13 protein-coding genes are annotated in these 14466 nt (G+C 72.4%); 5 read left to right on the forward strand and 8 right to left on the reverse strand.

The window, feature by feature from the left end; translation table 11 throughout:
• Window positions 1–152 precede the first annotated feature (152 nt).
• Together KQY30_RS11935 and KQY30_RS11940 are read left to right on the forward strand one after the other, a co-directional pair.
• Entirely contained in the window at window positions 153–1112 is a 960-nt protein-coding gene (locus tag KQY30_RS11935; protein ID WP_217306802.1) for a hypothetical protein, read from the forward strand.
• A gap of 362 nt (window positions 1113–1474) precedes the next feature.
• Window positions 1475–1915: an ATP-binding protein gene (locus KQY30_RS11940; RefSeq protein WP_217306803.1), complete on the forward strand. Its 441-nt coding sequence runs from the start codon at window positions 1475–1477 to the stop codon at window positions 1913–1915.
• A gap of 105 nt (window positions 1916–2020) precedes the next feature.
• Here KQY30_RS11940 and dapC read toward each other — a convergent pair whose 3' ends face one another.
• Window positions 2021–3133, reverse strand: a complete 1113-nt coding sequence (gene dapC / locus KQY30_RS11945; RefSeq protein ID WP_217306804.1) for a succinyldiaminopimelate transaminase — start codon at window positions 3131–3133, stop codon at window positions 2021–2023.
• A 162-nt stretch (window positions 3134–3295) separates the two neighbouring features.
• Window positions 3296–3616, reverse strand: a complete 321-nt coding sequence (gene fdxA / locus KQY30_RS11950; RefSeq protein WP_003985062.1) for a ferredoxin — start codon at window positions 3614–3616, stop codon at window positions 3296–3298.
• Window positions 3617–3756: 140 nt separating this feature from the next.
• On the opposite strand from fdxA, the gene KQY30_RS36360 reads away from it, so the two are divergent.
• Together KQY30_RS36360 and KQY30_RS11965 are read left to right on the forward strand one after the other, a co-directional pair.
• Window positions 3757–4917: a GNAT family N-acetyltransferase gene (locus tag KQY30_RS36360; RefSeq protein WP_254407084.1), complete on the forward strand. Its 1161-nt coding sequence runs from the start codon at window positions 3757–3759 to the stop codon at window positions 4915–4917.
• 17 nt (window positions 4918–4934) lie between these two features.
• On the forward strand, window positions 4935–5765 hold the full coding sequence (locus KQY30_RS11965; protein ID WP_217306805.1) for a transglutaminase-like domain-containing protein: 831 nt from the start codon (window positions 4935–4937) through the stop codon (window positions 5763–5765).
• A gap of 60 nt (window positions 5766–5825) precedes the next feature.
• Here the strand turns inward: KQY30_RS11965 and KQY30_RS11970 are convergent, their stop codons facing one another.
• The 4 genes from KQY30_RS11970 to KQY30_RS11985 all read right to left on the reverse strand — a co-directional run bounded on the left by KQY30_RS11970 (window position 5826) and on the right by KQY30_RS11985 (window position 9925).
• Window positions 5826–7943, reverse strand: a complete 2118-nt coding sequence (locus tag KQY30_RS11970) for a hypothetical protein (protein ID WP_217306806.1) — start codon at window positions 7941–7943, stop codon at window positions 5826–5828.
• A gap of 196 nt (window positions 7944–8139) precedes the next feature.
• Window positions 8140–8565 carry a DUF6113 family protein gene (locus tag KQY30_RS11975; protein ID WP_254407085.1) on the reverse strand — a complete coding sequence of 142 codons (426 nt, stop codon included), beginning with the start codon at window positions 8563–8565 and terminating at the stop codon, window positions 8140–8142.
• The gene (gene mshB / locus KQY30_RS11980; RefSeq protein WP_217306807.1) at window positions 8562–9503 is read right to left on the reverse strand and encodes an N-acetyl-1-D-myo-inositol-2-amino-2-deoxy-alpha-D-glucopyranoside deacetylase; all 942 of its coding nucleotides are present in this window, start codon (window positions 9501–9503) and stop codon (window positions 8562–8564) included. The genes KQY30_RS11975 and mshB overlap by 4 nt, the downstream gene beginning before the upstream one ends.
• Before the next feature lie 227 nt (window positions 9504–9730).
• Window positions 9731–9925 carry a hypothetical protein gene (locus KQY30_RS11985; RefSeq protein WP_046497980.1) on the reverse strand — a complete coding sequence of 65 codons (195 nt, stop codon included), beginning with the start codon at window positions 9923–9925 and terminating at the stop codon, window positions 9731–9733.
• 157 nt (window positions 9926–10082) lie between these two features.
• On the opposite strand from KQY30_RS11985, the gene KQY30_RS11990 reads away from it, so the two are divergent.
• Window positions 10083–12263, forward strand: coding sequence for a prolyl oligopeptidase family serine peptidase (locus KQY30_RS11990; protein WP_217306808.1), 2181 nt, complete (start codon window positions 10083–10085; stop codon window positions 12261–12263).
• A gap of 156 nt (window positions 12264–12419) precedes the next feature.
• Here KQY30_RS11990 and KQY30_RS11995 read toward each other — a convergent pair whose 3' ends face one another.
• Complete coding sequence (locus KQY30_RS11995) at window positions 12420–13466, reverse strand: ABC transporter ATP-binding protein (protein WP_217306809.1); 1047 nt, start codon at window positions 13464–13466, stop codon at window positions 12420–12422.
• Complete coding sequence (locus KQY30_RS12000; RefSeq protein ID WP_217306810.1) at window positions 13459–14433, reverse strand: ABC transporter ATP-binding protein; 975 nt, start codon at window positions 14431–14433, stop codon at window positions 13459–13461. The genes KQY30_RS11995 and KQY30_RS12000 overlap by 8 nt, the downstream gene beginning before the upstream one ends.
• Window positions 14434–14466 lie beyond the last annotated feature (33 nt).

Genomic DNA, 14466 nt, shown 5'->3' on the forward strand with positions numbered 1-14466 from the left:
TCTTCGCCGGACAGGACCTAGTCCCCCTCCCGGGAACGCCCGCCCCGTCGCGGCACCGGCACTCGGTCCCCGGCGCCCCGGTCTCCGGTGTCCCGTGCCCGGCGGTCCGCCCCTGGTACCTCGTACCGTCCGCGCATGAGTACGGTGGGCGCGTGTCCGAGACCGCTTCCCCGTCCCGTCGCGGCCGCCTACTGCGTATCGCCGCCGCCCTTGTCGTCCTGCTCGCTCTGGCCGGGTATGTGGTGGCGCAATACCTGTCCGGCGGCGGTGGCGCTCCGCGGTGTGTGGTGCGGGCACAGGACGCGAGCGGCGACAGTGGTTCCGGGGACAGTCCCTCGTACGAGATGAGCCCGGAGCAGGCCGCGAACGCCGCGACGATCTCCGCGGTCGGCACCTCGCGCGGGCTGCCCGAGCGCGCGGTCACCATCGCGCTCGCCACGGCTCTCCAGGAGTCCGCGCTGCGCAATCTCAACCACGGCGACCGGGACTCGCTCGGGCTCTTCCAGCAGCGCCCCTCGAAGGGATGGGGCACGGCGGCCCAGATCCAGGACCCGGTCTACTCGGCGGGGCAGTTCTACGACCATCTCGCCCAGGTCCCCGGCTACTCCCGGCTGCCGCTCACCGAGGCCGCGCAGCGCGTCCAGCGCAGCGGCTTCCCGCAGGCGTACGCGAAGCACGAGCCGGACGCGGCGCTGCTGGCCGCCGCGCTCACCGGCCGGTCGGCCGCCTCGCTGACCTGCTCGTCGCCGAACAGCGCCCGGCCGGGCGATCCGGCGAAGGTACGGGCGGCCCTGGAGCGCTCCTTCGGCCCCGGGCTGCGGGCCGCCGGCTCGGGCGCCGAGGTGTCCGTACCCGTGTCCGCCACCACGGGCGCGGAGGCGGAGGCCGGCTCGCCCGGAGACCCGGCACCCGGCGAGGACGGCGAGGACTCGGCGTCCCGGCGCGGCTGGGAGCTGGCGCACTGGGCGGTGGCCCAGGCCGCGGTCCTGCGGATCGAGGAGGTCTCGTACGGGGACCGGGTGTGGAGCGCGGAGGAGGCGGACAAGGGCTGGCGTCACGCCGAACCCTCCAAAGCGGCCACGGAGGAAGTCCGCCTGCGCACCGCACGCTAGTGTCCGGCGGCTCATCACGGTCGGCCCAGCCGTCCATAACGGCCCATAGCAGGCACCGCTCAGCCGTGCGGCCCATCACCCGTACGGGCGAGTCCCCTGCTCGTCCGACCGCCATTCCTTTCGATGGCCCGGAAGTCCCTTCCCGGTCCGCCCGATGGGCCAAATCCGCTGGCCGGCAAGGGAAGTGACGGTTCGCCGGCCATTTCGGAACGCTGGCGTTTGCCCGTTTTCGTTCCCCGGCGACAATACGACGCATTGCCAACTCTTTACCCTTGCCCGCCGCAACTTCCGCCGCCCTCAAAGCGGTTGTCACACCGTCCGACCGACGGACAAGCACGTTTCCCTCCCGCCAAAGGAGCATCATGTCCCTCCCCGTGACCCGCCGGATCGCCCGTGCCGCGCTGCTCGTCGCCGTCGGCGCGGCCCCCGTGGTCGGCGCGGCCGGTTCCGCGAGCGCGGCGGCGCTGCCGCAGCCCACCGGCCTGGGCTCGCTGAGCACGCTCGACGGCGCCGCCGTGGGCAGCACCCTGGACAGCGGGGCGCGGCAGACCACCGAGGTGGCGGGCGACCTCGGCGGCAAGGCCGTCAAGAAGGGCGTCCCCGCCGCGGGCAAGACCGCCGGCACGGTCGGCAGGACGGCGACCCCCGCCGTCCAGAAGCTGGCCGGTGACGCCGCGGGAACCGCCGGTGAGGTGGTGGGCGACACCACCTCCACCGCCACGAAGACCGCCGGTTCCGCTCCGGCCGGTTCCGCCGGGTCGCTCGTGGGCGGTCTGCCCGTCGGAATGCCGATCGGCGCCTGATCCGCGCCCACATAGGCGCGCACCACAGAGACACGCAGAGGTGTATGTGGGGAGGGCCCGGGGAGCAGCAGCTCCCCGGGCCCTCCCCACATCGGTCGGCGTCCGTCAGCCCAGCCGCTTGACCGCCGACTCGATCCGCTCGTCCGTGGCCGTCAGCGCCACCCGTACATGCCGGTCCCCCGTGGGGCCGTAGAAGTCGCCGGGCGCCACCAGAATGCCCAGCTCCGCGAGGTGCGCCACGGTGTCCCAGCACGGCTCGTCGCGCGTCGACCAGAGGTAGAGGCTCGCCTCGCTGTGGTCGATACGGAAGCCGTGCGCCTCCAGCGCGGCACGCAGGGCCGCCCGCCGGGCCGCGTACCGCCCGCGCTGCTCCCGTACATGCGCGTCGTCACCGAGCGCCGCGACCGTCGCCGCCTGTACCGGCGCCGGGGTCATCATCCCGCCGTGCTTGCGGACCCGGAGCAGCTCGCCGAGGACGGCCGCGTCGCCCGCCAGGAACGCCGCGCGGTATCCGGCGAGGTTGGAGCGCTTGGAGAGCGAGTGGACGGCGACGATCCCGTCGTACGTACCGCCGCTCACCTCCGGGTGCAGTACGGACACGGGCTCGGCCTCCCAGCCCAGCTCCAGATAGCACTCGTCGCTGAAGACCAGCACACCGTGCTCCCGCGCCCAGGCCACGATCCGGGTCAGCGCGTCCTTCGGCAGGACCGCCCCGGTCGGGTTCGACGGCGAGTTCAGCCAGAGGAGCTTCACCCCGTCGAGGCCCGCGGCCGCGGGGTCGGCGGCGAAGGTCTCCGCGTCGTACGGCACGGGCTCGGTGCCCGCCAGCCGCGCCCCCACCTCGTACGTCGGGTACGCGAGCCGCGGGTACGCGACCCGGTCGCCCGCACCCAGGCCGAGCTGGGTGGGCAGCCAGGCCACCAGTTCCTTGGAGCCAAGCACCGGCAGTACGTTCTCGTGCTCGGCCCCGCGCGCGCCGAGCCGCCGCTCCACCCAGCCGGTCAGCGCGTCGCGCAGCGCGGCCGTGCCCCACACCGTCGGATACCCGGGCGAGTCCGCCGCCGCGATCAGCGCCCGCCGGATCACTTCGGGGACCGGGTCGACGGGCGTGCCGATGGACAGGTCCACGATCCCGTCCGGATGGGCCTTGGCCTGCGCCTTGAAGGGGTCCAGCCGGTCCCAGGGGAAGACGGGGAGGCTCGAAGAGACAGCGGACACGTGCTCACTCTTTCTCGTACGCGCCCGCACCGGGCGCGCACTCCACTCGTACCTGCGAAAACACCGTCGTACCTGCGAAAACACCCGCCGCCCGCGAATGCCGCCCGCGAAACACCTCGGTCCCGTACGGCGGCGGGCCGTACGGGACCGGGGGGCGCGCTGTCAGCCGTTCTGGGGCGGCAGCGCGGCGATGAAGGGGTGGTCCCGCTCGATCAGACCGAGCTTGGAAGCACCACCGGGCGAGCCCAGCTCGTCGAAGAACTCGACATTCGCCTTGTAGTAGTCCTTCCACTCCTCCGGGGTGTCGTCCTCGTAGAAGATGGCCTCGACCGGGCAGACCGGCTCACAGGCTCCACAGTCGACGCATTCGTCCGGATGGATGTACAAGGACCTGGAGCCCTCGTAGATGCAGTCGACCGGGCACTCCTCGATGCACGCCTTGTCCTTGACGTCGACACAAGGCTGCGCGATGACGTAGGTCACGCTGTCGTTCCTCCTCGATAGGGCGCGGCGGGCCGATCTGCGGCTCCGTCCACGGGCGCGCGGGAGCGCGGCGTCGTCGATGCCCGCATCTAGTATCTCCGTTCTTGAGCACGATCCGAACAGGAGGGGCGGACTGAGCTGTGGAATTCACTGCGGGCGGACGGCTCCGGGTCCGGGTGACCCCGGCTGACGTGGGCAAACGTGTATCAGTCAGACAGTTGACAGGGAGCGGAGCAGGGACGGAGAAGTTCACCGACACGGTTGGCGTTCTCACATCGTGGGACAATGGTGTGCTGCTCATCACACGCCGTACCGGGGAGAGCGTCCGGGTGCCCGAGGCGGCCCTGGTGGCGGGAAAGGTCGTACCGGCCGCCCCGGCCAGGCGCCGGGGTCCCGCGGCGGACTTCGAGGAGCTTGCGCGGGCCGGTGCCCGGGCCTGGCAGCCGGTGGAGAGCGAGCCGCTGGGCGGGTGGCTGCTGCGGGCCTCGTCCGGTTTCACCCGGCGGGCCAACTCCGCACTGCCGCTCGGCGACCCCGGGATCCCGCTGGACGAGGCGCTGGCGCGGGTACGGGAGTGGTACGGGGAGCGGGGGCTGCCCGCGTACATCCAGGCCGCGACCGGCGCCGAGGGCACGCAGGAGCGGCTCTGCGCGGAGCTGGAGGGGCACGGCTGGCGTCCGGAGGTGGCGGCGGAGGTACGGATCGCCGCGCTGGCGCCGGTCGCGGTCCAGGACGCCGACGTCTCCGGGGTACGGCTGGAGCGAACGGCGAGCGCGGGCTGGATCCGGCGCTACCAGCGATTCGGTGTGGCGGGCCCCGATGTGCCGGGCCCCCATGGGTCCGACACACATGTGCCGGAACCCCACGTGCCGGAAGCACATGGACCGGAACCCGACGTGGCGGAAGCACATGTGGCGGAAGCACATGGGCCTGAGCCCCGTGTGGCGGGTCCCCATGTGCCGGGGCACCATGTGGCCGGGCCCCATGTGCTTCACGTACTGGGCAGCGGGCCTTCTGTGTGGTTCGCCTCCGTGGCCGGGGCCGGGGAAGTCCCCGCCGCCATCGGACGGTGTGTGGTCGACGGACGGTGGGCCGGGTTCATGGCGGTGGAGGTCGGTCCGGAGCACCGCCGTCAGGGGCTGGCCACGGCCGTGATGACCGCGCTCGCCCGGCGCGCGCTGGAGGAGGGCGCGTCCGCCGCCTGGCTCCAGGTCGAGACGGACAACGAGGCGGCGCGGGCGCTGTACGAGGGCATGGGCTTCGCCGTGCACCACCGCTATCACCACTTCCGAGCCCCCTGAGCGGGTACGAGGCCGATATGCGACCGGATTCCCACGACCTGCGCCGGCGCTTCGCCGAGGAGGCCCGCGCTCCCCGCCCCGACCTGGCGACGCTCTGCCTGCTGGTGGGCGCGGAGGCCGACCCCGAGCTGGGCGAGACCGCGCTCGACGCGGCCCAGGCCGAGCTGGACCGGCTGGCGGGGCTGCTGCCCTTCGGGGTGCTGGGGGCGCGTGCCTGGGCGGTCGCGCTCGCGGAACTGCTGGGCGAGCGGTGCGGTTTCGAGGGCTCCCCCGCCGAGTACCAGCGGCTCGACGCCTCACTGCTGCCGGTGGTGCTGCGCCGGCGGCGCGGGCTGCCCATCCTGCTCTCGGTGGTGTGGATGGAGGTCGCGCGACGGGCCGGGGCGCCGGTGTACGGAGTGGCCCTGCCCGGCCATTTCGTGGTCGGCTTCGGCGATCCCCGCGACCGGATCCTGGCCGACCCCTTCGCCGGTGGACGTCTGCTGACCAGCGCCGACACCGCGCGGCTGGTGGGCGGCGCGACGGGCGGGCCACCGGACGACGCGCTGTTCGTACCGGCCGATCCGCTCGACATCGTGCTGCGCGTCCTGAACAACATCCGTGTCTGGGCGGCGACCCGCCCCGAGCGCACCGATGTGGCGCTGTGGGCGGTCGAACTCTCCCTGCTGCTCCCCGCGCACCCGGCCCGGCTGCGCTACGAGCACGCCCAACTCCTCGTACAGCGCGGGGAGTTCCTCCAGGGCGCGACGGAGATGGAGGAGTACGCGCGGGTCGTGGCCACGGTCGAGCCGTCCACGGCGGAGGCGATCCGCCGCAGGGCCCGCGCGGCACGGGCGATGCTCAACTGAAACCCGGAGCGCCGGACGGGCTTTCCAGCCCGTCCGGCGCTTGAGGACAACACACAGCGACTAGCTCGGGTTGAGCTCGATCACCTGGGTGCGCTCCGCGGGCGTCTTGCCCAGCAGCGCCTTCTGCATCGCCTGCGCGACATCGTCCGCGGAGACCGGGTGCTCCTTCCCGTCCCCCTTGGTGATCGTGATGCCGTCGAAGACGCCGTCCAGCAGCTCTTCGATCGCCTTCTTGTCGTAGACCTCCACCAGCCGCCCGTCGATCGCCTTCATCGAGAGGATCTTCGGCAGCGACTTGGCCGGACCGAACTGGATCTCCTTGCCCCCGGCCTTGATCGTGATCAGATCGGACATCGCGGGCTTGGCGAACTCGTTCATCGCCCGGTCCAGCTCCGCCTGGCTGATCGTGGGGTCGCGGGGCGCGATGGGCAGCTCGACGGTGTTCGTGCTGCCCGTCTGGACCTGGGCGCGGTAGGCGTCCCGTACCGAGATGATCGAGTGGCTGACGTCCAGGGACTCGCCGGACTTGCCCGGTACGGCGACGGCGCGGCCCGGCTCGAACCGGATCGTTCCCTCGGTGGCCGAGCCCGAGACACCCGCCAGATCGGTCAGCGCCGAGCTGAGCTTCTCCTCGTCGACCGGGATGACCGGCTGCGCGATCCGCTGGCCGCCGAAGAGCGAGCCGATCACCGAGACCGGGTTGTAGTCGCTGCCGGCCGCGGCGCGGACGGTCGCCTGGCTGTCCAGGCTGAGGCCCGCCTTGTCCGGCGCCAGCTCCTCGGTCTTGCCGCCGACGCTGAGCCGCAACGGCTGGGAGGCCCGCTCGCCGAGGGCGGTGTCGAGCTTGATGACCGCCGCGTCGCGGGTGCCGCCGCCGATGTCCACACCGAGGACGGTGGTGCCCTTCGGTACGTCGGAGTGGTTCATGAGCAGGCCCGCGCCGTAGACACCGCCCGCGCCCACCAGCAGGACGCCGACCAGCAGCGTCAGCTTGGAGCGGCCCTTCTTGCGCGCGGGTGCGGCGGCGGGGGCGGCGGCAGCCGGGGGCGCGGTACGTGCGGGAGCGGGGCCACCGCCCTGGGAGGAGCCGACCGCGCCCGGGAAGTCCGGCGCGGAGAAGCCCTGGTCCTGGCCGTGGGTGGCCGGTCCGCCCGGCCGCTGCATCTGGTCGGTCCCCGGACCGGAGCCCGGGAACGGCGACCGGGACTCCGCCGGAACCACCGGGATTCCGCTGGTCAGGGTGTCGCCGGAGACATGCCCGCCGGGTCCGGGACCAGGCGCGTGCTGCTGCGGGGTCAGCTCCGCGGTGTCGTCGGACATCCGCGGCGGACCGCCCTGGCCGGCTCCGGACGGGGCGCCGAGGGCCGGGGGCTGGGTGCCCAGCGGGGTGCTGCCGGTGACGGGTCCCGCGGTCGGGCCGCTGGGCCCGCCGGCCGGTCCCGGCGGCCGGATGCCGAGCGCCGGGGTGGTGGGACCGCCGCCGGGGGCGAACGCGCCGGCGCCCTGGCCGGACGGCAGACCGGCTCCGGCGGCGAGTTCGCTGAGCGAGCCGCCTCCGGTGGGCGGGTGCTGGCGCGGGGCCTCGGAGTAGTCGCCGTAGTACGGGCTGTCCGTGCGCCGGTCGGCTCCCGGGCCGGTCTGGGCCGGTACGGAGCTACCCGCGACGGCGGCCGCCCCGGCACCCATGCCCGCGGCCATGCCCGCACCGCCCGTACCCGTACCGCTTCCCGGTCCGCCGGGCGTGCCCGCGGCGGGCTTGCGTGGCGCGAACCAGTCGCTCGCGGGCTTGTCCCCGGACGGCTTCTCGTCCGCGGCCTCGGGCACCGGGGCGTCGACGACGTCCTTGCCCTCGTCCTGCGCGGGAACTCCGCCGGTCTGTTCCGAGGCCTTGACGCCCCGGCCGCCCGCGGTGTCGGCGTCGCCCACGGGCGTACGCATCACCACCGGCGGGATCGGCCGCGAGCCCGGGATATTGATCCGGATGCGGGTGGTCAGAGTGGTTTCGGTCTTGGGCTCGTCCGGCTGAGCGGCGGCCGCTATGCCGGTCTCCTCCGGAGGGTCCTGCTGGGGATGCAGCGACGGATACTGGCGGGATCCGTACGGCGGTGTCCCCGAGGGGTACGCGGCTCCGCCGCGCCCCTGGGGCCCGGAGGACGAACTGTCAGTTTCACGACTCAAAGCAGGTTCTCCCGGTTGGCTCCGCCGCCCGTTCTTACTGGTACTCAACTGTTCAGGTCCCCCATGCCGAAGGCGAGGGGAAGGCCCGGAGCGCGCACCACCATACTGGCCTCCGCCGACGGACACCCGGCGACCGTGTGAAGCTATGGTTCGCGGGCGGTGCGGACGGGGGGCATTTCAGTGGATGGCGGGCGCGTCACTTCCCAAGTCGGCCGGACTTCGTGCCCGGTTGCGGCAACCGCGACATGGTGGCACACATCACAGCCAGCGCCATCCCGCCCAGCAGATAGATGAGCGGACCGACGCCCGCGGAGAAGGCCGCGTCGCCCTCCGGGCGGCCCGTGCTCAGCAGAACGGCCGCGATCAGCCAGCCCGCGGCGGGTGCCCCGACGCCCATCTGCGTACCGGTGGCGCGCAGTCCACCGAGGAAGACCGCGACGGTGGCGAGCAGCGCCAGCACCAAACCGCCGGGGAACCAGCCGCCTTGGACGAGCGAGCCCGCGAGCGCGACCAGCGCGCCGAGCACGGCAAGGCCGACATATGCGGCGATCCTGCCAGGCCCCGGCAGGGTCATGTGCGGGCCCAGGGGCGGCTGCTGAGGCTCCTTGCCGCCGCCGCTCATGCGCCGGCCCCCGCTTCGGCCCCGGTTTCCGCGACTCCCCCGGCCCCGGCGGCCGCACCGGTCCCCGCGAAGAGGTCGCTCTCGCGTTCGCCGACGGAGACTCCGGGCACGCCCTGCACCAACTGGTAGTACTCGGCGGCGAAGATCGGCTGGCCGAGGTCGTTGGAGAGTGCGAAGAAGGGCCCGTCCACGGCGATCTGGCTGGCGTGGGCGCGCATCGCGGCGGCCTTGCGCTCCCGGTGGGACGCGCCGTCGATCGCCGCGGTGATCTCCGAGTCGTCCACCACGCCCGGGATGTCGCCGACCTCGGCGATGCCGGGAAAGTCCGTACCGTTCGCGCGCAGTCGGGCGAAGCCCGCCTCGGCCACCGAGCGCGGCACCCGGTTCCAGTAGATCTTGCCGACCGTGTGCGGGGCGCCGAGATCCGGGCGGTACGAGGGGTCGGCAGCCAGGGCGGCGCCGCGCATGGCGACGCGGTGGGCCTGGATGTGGTCGGGATGGCCGTAGCCGCCGTTGGGGTCGTACGTCACCAGCACCTGGGGACGGACCTCGCGGATCACCTCGACGAGATGCGGGGCGGCCTCGTCGACCTCGGTGTGCCAGAAGGCGTCCTCACGGTCGTTCTGCGGCAGGCCCATCATCCCGGAGTCGCGGAATCTGCCGGGGCCGCCCAGGAAGCGATGGTCGGAGACACCCAACTCCCGCATGGCCGCCGCGAGTTCACCGATACGGTGCTCGCCGAGGCGGTCCTCGCGGTCGGCCGCGAGATGGGCCAGCTCCGGCGGGATGATCTCGCCTTCCTCGCCGAGGGTGCAGGTCACCAGGGTGACCAGGGCGCCCTCGGCCGCGTACTTGGCCATGGTGGCGCCGTTGTTGATCGACTCGTCGTCGGGGTGGGCGTGCACCAGCAGCAGACGGCGGGCGGGTAGATCGGTCATGGGCACAGCCTACGAGGCCGACCGACGAAACCTCCCGGCCTGTGGACAACGGCCGGGAGGCGGCGGTCGAGCGGCCCGCGGGGCCGTCGGTTGCCGGTGGTCAGCGGTCGGTGATCAGAAGACGGAGGCGGCAGTCGTGGGGCGGCGGCCGCAGGGGCCGGCCGCGGCAGGCGAGCGACACCCTCAGGGGAGCCTCAGAGGAGCGCCGGAGAGCCTTCAGAGGGCCGTCAGAACTTGATCCCGCCGATCATCCCCGCCACATTCGTGGTGAGTTCGCTGATGGTGGGCGCGATGGACGAACTGGCGATGTAGAAGCCGAGCAGCATGCAGACCACCGCGTGACCGGCCTTGAGCCCGGATTTCCGGACCAGCAGGAAGACGATGATCGCCAGCAGCACCACCGCCGAAATCGAGAGTGCCACGGCGGTTCACCTCCATAAATATTCAGTCGGGAAATCGCAGCATGCATGTGCCAGCGGATTCCTACCCACCTTGCGCTACGGATCATAACTATCCGTGCGTACGCATCGATCGGTGCACGGCAGCACAGGGGGGCGCACAAGCACTAGTTTCGGTCGTATGACCTTGAGCCAAGAGCACTCGTTCCCACGCCAGTACGCCAGGACCCAGCGGTTCACGCTCGGCGCTCCCCGGGCCTTCACGGTCTCCCCCGACGGCGCCCGGGTCGTCTTCCTGCGGTCCGCCTCGGGGGCGGACCGCGCCAACGCCCTCTGGGTGCTCGATCTCGAAGGCCCCGGCCCCACGGGCCACGAGCGGGTCGCCGCGGACCCCACGGCCCTCCTGGCGGGCGCGGAGGAGCAACTCTCCGCGGAGGAAAGGGCCCGGCGCGAGCGGAGCCGCGAAGGGGCGGGCGGAATCGTCGGTTACGCGGTGGACAGCGCGGTCGAACTGGCCGCGTTCGCGCTCTCCGGGCGGCTGTACGCGGCCGAGCTGCGGGCCGGTACGGCGCGCCAACTGCCCGTACGGGGACCGGTGATCGACCCGCGGCCCTCGCCCGACGGGCGGCACATCGCCTATGCGGCCCGGGGAGCGCTGCGGGTGACCGGAGCGGACGGGGAGGGCGACCGCGAACTCGCCGGGCCCGGGCCCGGCGAGGGCGAGGATGTCACGTACGGGCTCGCCGAGTTCATCGCCGCCGAGGAGATGAGCCGTACGCGCGGCTTCTGGTGGTCGCCCGAGTCGGACCGGCTGCTGGTCGCCCGGGTGGACACCTCTCCGGTGCAGCGGTGGTGGATCTCGGATCCGGCGCACCCCGACCGGGAGCCGGCCCGGGTCGCCTATCCCGCCACGGGCACGCCCAATGCCGACGTACGGCTCTTCCTGATCGACCTGGAAGCGGCGGACGGCCCCGACGGCGCCGACGGCACGGACACGGAGCGTACGGAGGTGGTCTGGGACCGCGCGCGCTATCCGTATCTGGCCCGGGTCCACTGGTCGTCCGCGGGCGCTCCGCTGCTGCTGGTGCAGAGCCGTGACCAGCGCGGACAGCTCCATCTCGCGGTGGACACGGAGACCGGCGCGACCAGGACCGTACACCAGGACGAGGACCCGGCGTGGCTCGAACTGTCACCCGGAGTGCCGGCCTGGGCGCCGGACGGGCGGCTGGTGCGGCTCGCCGACGAGGGGGGCGCGCGGGTCCTGGTGGTGGGTGACCGGGCCCTGACCGGTCCACAACTCCATCCGCGTGCCGTTCTGGACATCGGTGAGCATGATGTCCTGGTTTCGGCGTCCTCCGGGGAGGAGGCGGGTGATCCAGAAATTGGCCAGATTCATGTGTACCGGGTCAACGAGCTGGGCGTCGAACGCGTCTCTTCGGAAACGGGCGTGCACTCGGCCGTGCGCGCCGGCGGGGTGACCGTGCTGGTCTCGTCCGTCCCGGACACGGCGGGCTCGTCCGTACAGGTCCTCCGGGAGGGCAGGCCGCCCGTCGCCGTCGCCTCGTACGCCGAGAAGCCGGTGCTGACGGCCCGGGCGCGGCTCACCGAGGCGGGGACGCACCGGATTCCGAGCGCGGTGCTGCTGCCCACCGGGTACGAGGAGTCGGCGGGGAAGCTGCCGGTTCTGCTGGATCCCTACGGCGGCCCGCACGGTCAGCGGGTGGTCGCCTCGCAGAACGCGTATCTCACCTCGCAGTGGTTCGCGGACCAGGGGTTCGCGGTGATCGTCGCGGACGGCCGCGGCACCCCGGGCCGTTCCCCGGCCTGGGAGAAGTCGGTCAGCCGGAATCTGCTGCTGAGCCTGGACGACCAGGTCGAGGCGCTGCATGCCCTCGCGGAGCGGTTCCCGCTGGATCTGGGGCGGGTGGCGATCCGCGGCTGGTCCTTCGGCGGCTATCTCGCCGCGCTCGGGGTGCTGCGCCGCCCGGATGTGTTCCACGCGGCGGTCGCGGGCGCTCCGGTCTCCGATCTACGGCTCTACGACACCCACTACCAGGAGAGGTATCTCGGGACCCCACAGGAGGAGCCCGAGGTGTATGCCCGGCACTCACTGGTGACGGACGAGGGGCTGTCGGCGCCGGAGGAGCCGGCCCGGCCCATGATGATCATCCATGGGCTGGCGGACGACAATGTGGTGGTGGCACATACGCTCAAGCTCTCCGCGGCCCTGCTCGCCGCCGGCCGGCCCCATGAGGTGCTGCCGCTCACGGGTGTGACGCATATGACACCGCAGGAGCAGATCGCGGAGAACCTGCTGCTGCTCCAGGTCGACTTCCTGAAGCGGTCGCTCGGGATGAACTGACCGGCCGGGCACGGAATACGGCGACCGGCCGGGGCTCCCGGAGTCCCGGCCGGTCTACGGCACCCGCACGGCCGTACGCTGTTCAGCCTGACGCGTTCGTATATCGGTGCCGGGTCCGTCAAGTTGCCTGCGTGTTAACGAAATTGATGCGCTTTATTACCTTTCGCTCCCCATCGCCGGTACGGTCCGCCGCTCCTCCGCGAAGTGACAGGCCGACGGATGCGCGGCGGGCCCCCGCGTGGCCAGCGCCACCGGAACCGCCAGCACCGGTTCCTCCACCGCGCACCGCTCCCGCGCCTTCCAGCAGCGCGTACGGAACCGGCAGCCGGACGGCGGAGCCGCCGGGGACGGCACCTCGCCCGCCAGGATGATCCGCTCCCGCCGCTCGCGCGCCCCCGGATCGGGCACCGGTACGGCGGACAGCAGCGCCTGGGTGTAGGGGTGCGTGGGGTGGTCGTAGATCTCGGTGTCGGTACCGGTCTCGGCCAACCGCCCCAGATACATCACCCCGACCCGGTCCGAGATGTGCCGTACGACCGACAGGTCATGGGCGATGAACACATAGGACAGCCCGAACTCGCTCTGCAGCCGCTCCAGCAGATTGACGACCTGCGCCTGCACCGAGACATCGAGGGCGGAGACCGGTTCGTCGGCGACGATCACCTCCGGCCGCAGGGCGAGCCCCCGGGCGATCCCGATGCGCTGGCGCTGCCCGCCGGAGAACTGGTGCGGATAGCGGTTGATGTGCTCGGGACTGAGCCCGACCACGTCGAGCAGTTCCCGCACCCGGCGGCGCCGGTCTCCTCTCGGCGCCGCCTCGGGATGGATCTCGTACGGTTCCCCGACGATGTCGCCGACGGTCATCCGCGGGTCGAGCGAGGTGTACGGGTCCTGGAACACCATCTGGATGTTCCGGCGCACCGCCTTCAGCGCGCGCCCGGACAGCCGGGTGATGTCCTCGCCCCGGTAGCGGATCCGGCCCGCGGTGGGCCGCTCCAGGCCGACCAGCAGTTTCGCCACGGTCGACTTGCCGCAGCCGGACTCCCCCACGATGCCGAGGGTCTCGCCGCGGGCCAGCGAGAAGGAGACACCGTCGACGGCCCGTACCGCCCCGGTCCGCTTTCTGAAGACGATCCCCCGGGTCAGCGGATAGTGCTTCACCAGGCCGGTGACCTCCAGCACGGGTTCGGCGGACTCAGCCATCGAGGGTCTCCCTCCAGAAGTGGCAGGCACTCCGCCGCCCCTCTCCCGCGTCAAGGAGGGGCGGCTCGTCCGTACGGCAGATGTCCCGGGCGACCGGGCAGCGGGGATGGAAGGCGCAGCCGGACGGGACACGGAGCAGATTCGGCGGCAGGCCCTTGATCGCGTACAGCTCCCGGCCCTTGCGGTCCAGCCGCGGGACCGAGTCGAGCAGACCGCGGGTGTACGGGTGGGCCGGCGCCTTGTACAGGGCGTGCACCGGCGCGGTCTCCACGATCCGGCCCGCGTACATCACCGCGATCCGGTCGGCCGCGTCCGCGACCACGCCCAGATCGTGGGTGATCAGGATCAGGGCGGTGTCCAGCTCGCGGCGCAGCTCGGCGAGCAGATCCATGATCTGGGCCTGGACGGTCACATCGAGCGCGGTCGTCGGCTCGTCGGCGATGATCAGCGCGGGTTCCAGGGCGAGGGCCATCGCGATCATGACGCGCTGGCGCATACCGCCGGAGAACTGATGTGGAAAGTCGCCCGCCCGGTCCTTTGCCGCCGGGATCCCGACCCGGTCCATCAGCTCGACCGCCTTGGCGCGCGCCCGCTTGCGGGACATGCCCCGGTGCACGATGAACATCTCGCCGAGCTGGGCACCCACGCTGAGCACCGGGTTGAGCGCGGACAGCGCGTCCTGGAAGATCATCGCCATCTCGGCGCCCCGGATCCCGCGCCGCCGCTCCTCGGGGAGCGTGAGCAGATCGCGGCCCCGGAAGAGGACTTCGCCGGCGGAGATCCGGGCGGGCGGGGTGTCCAGGATGCCCATGACCGCCTGGGCGGTGACGGACTTGCCCGAGCCGGACTCGCCGAGCACGGCGAGCGTCTCACCGGCGTCCACTCCGAAGCCGACGCCGTTGACGGCCCGGGCGATCCCGTCGCGGGTGCGGAACTCCACGGACAGATCGCGTACTTCGAGCAGCACGGCGGTAACTCCCTTGCTTCGAGGCGTGCGTCG

Source organism: Streptomyces sp. GMY02, from assembly GCF_019056675.1.
In the GTDB taxonomy this organism is placed as follows: Bacteria; Actinomycetota; Actinomycetes; order Streptomycetales; family Streptomycetaceae; genus Streptomyces; species Streptomyces odonnellii.

Coding starts and splice junctions, on each gene's coding strand:
- KQY30_RS11965 (WP_217306805.1), top strand. CDS start 4,935: ATGCGACCGGATTCCCACGACCTGCGCCGGCGCTTCGCCGAGGAGGCC.
- KQY30_RS11990 (WP_217306808.1), top strand. CDS start 10,083: ATGACCTTGAGCCAAGAGCACTCGTTCCCACGCCAGTACGCCAGGACC.
- KQY30_RS11995 (WP_217306809.1), bottom strand. CDS start 13,466: ATGGCTGAGTCCGCCGAACCCGTGCTGGAGGTCACCGGCCTGGTGAAG.
- mshB (WP_217306807.1), bottom strand. CDS start 9,503: ATGACCGATCTACCCGCCCGCCGTCTGCTGCTGGTGCACGCCCACCCC.
- KQY30_RS11975 (WP_254407085.1), bottom strand. CDS start 8,565: ATGAGCGGCGGCGGCAAGGAGCCTCAGCAGCCGCCCCTGGGCCCGCAC.
- KQY30_RS11940 (WP_217306803.1), top strand. CDS start 1,475: ATGTCCCTCCCCGTGACCCGCCGGATCGCCCGTGCCGCGCTGCTCGTC.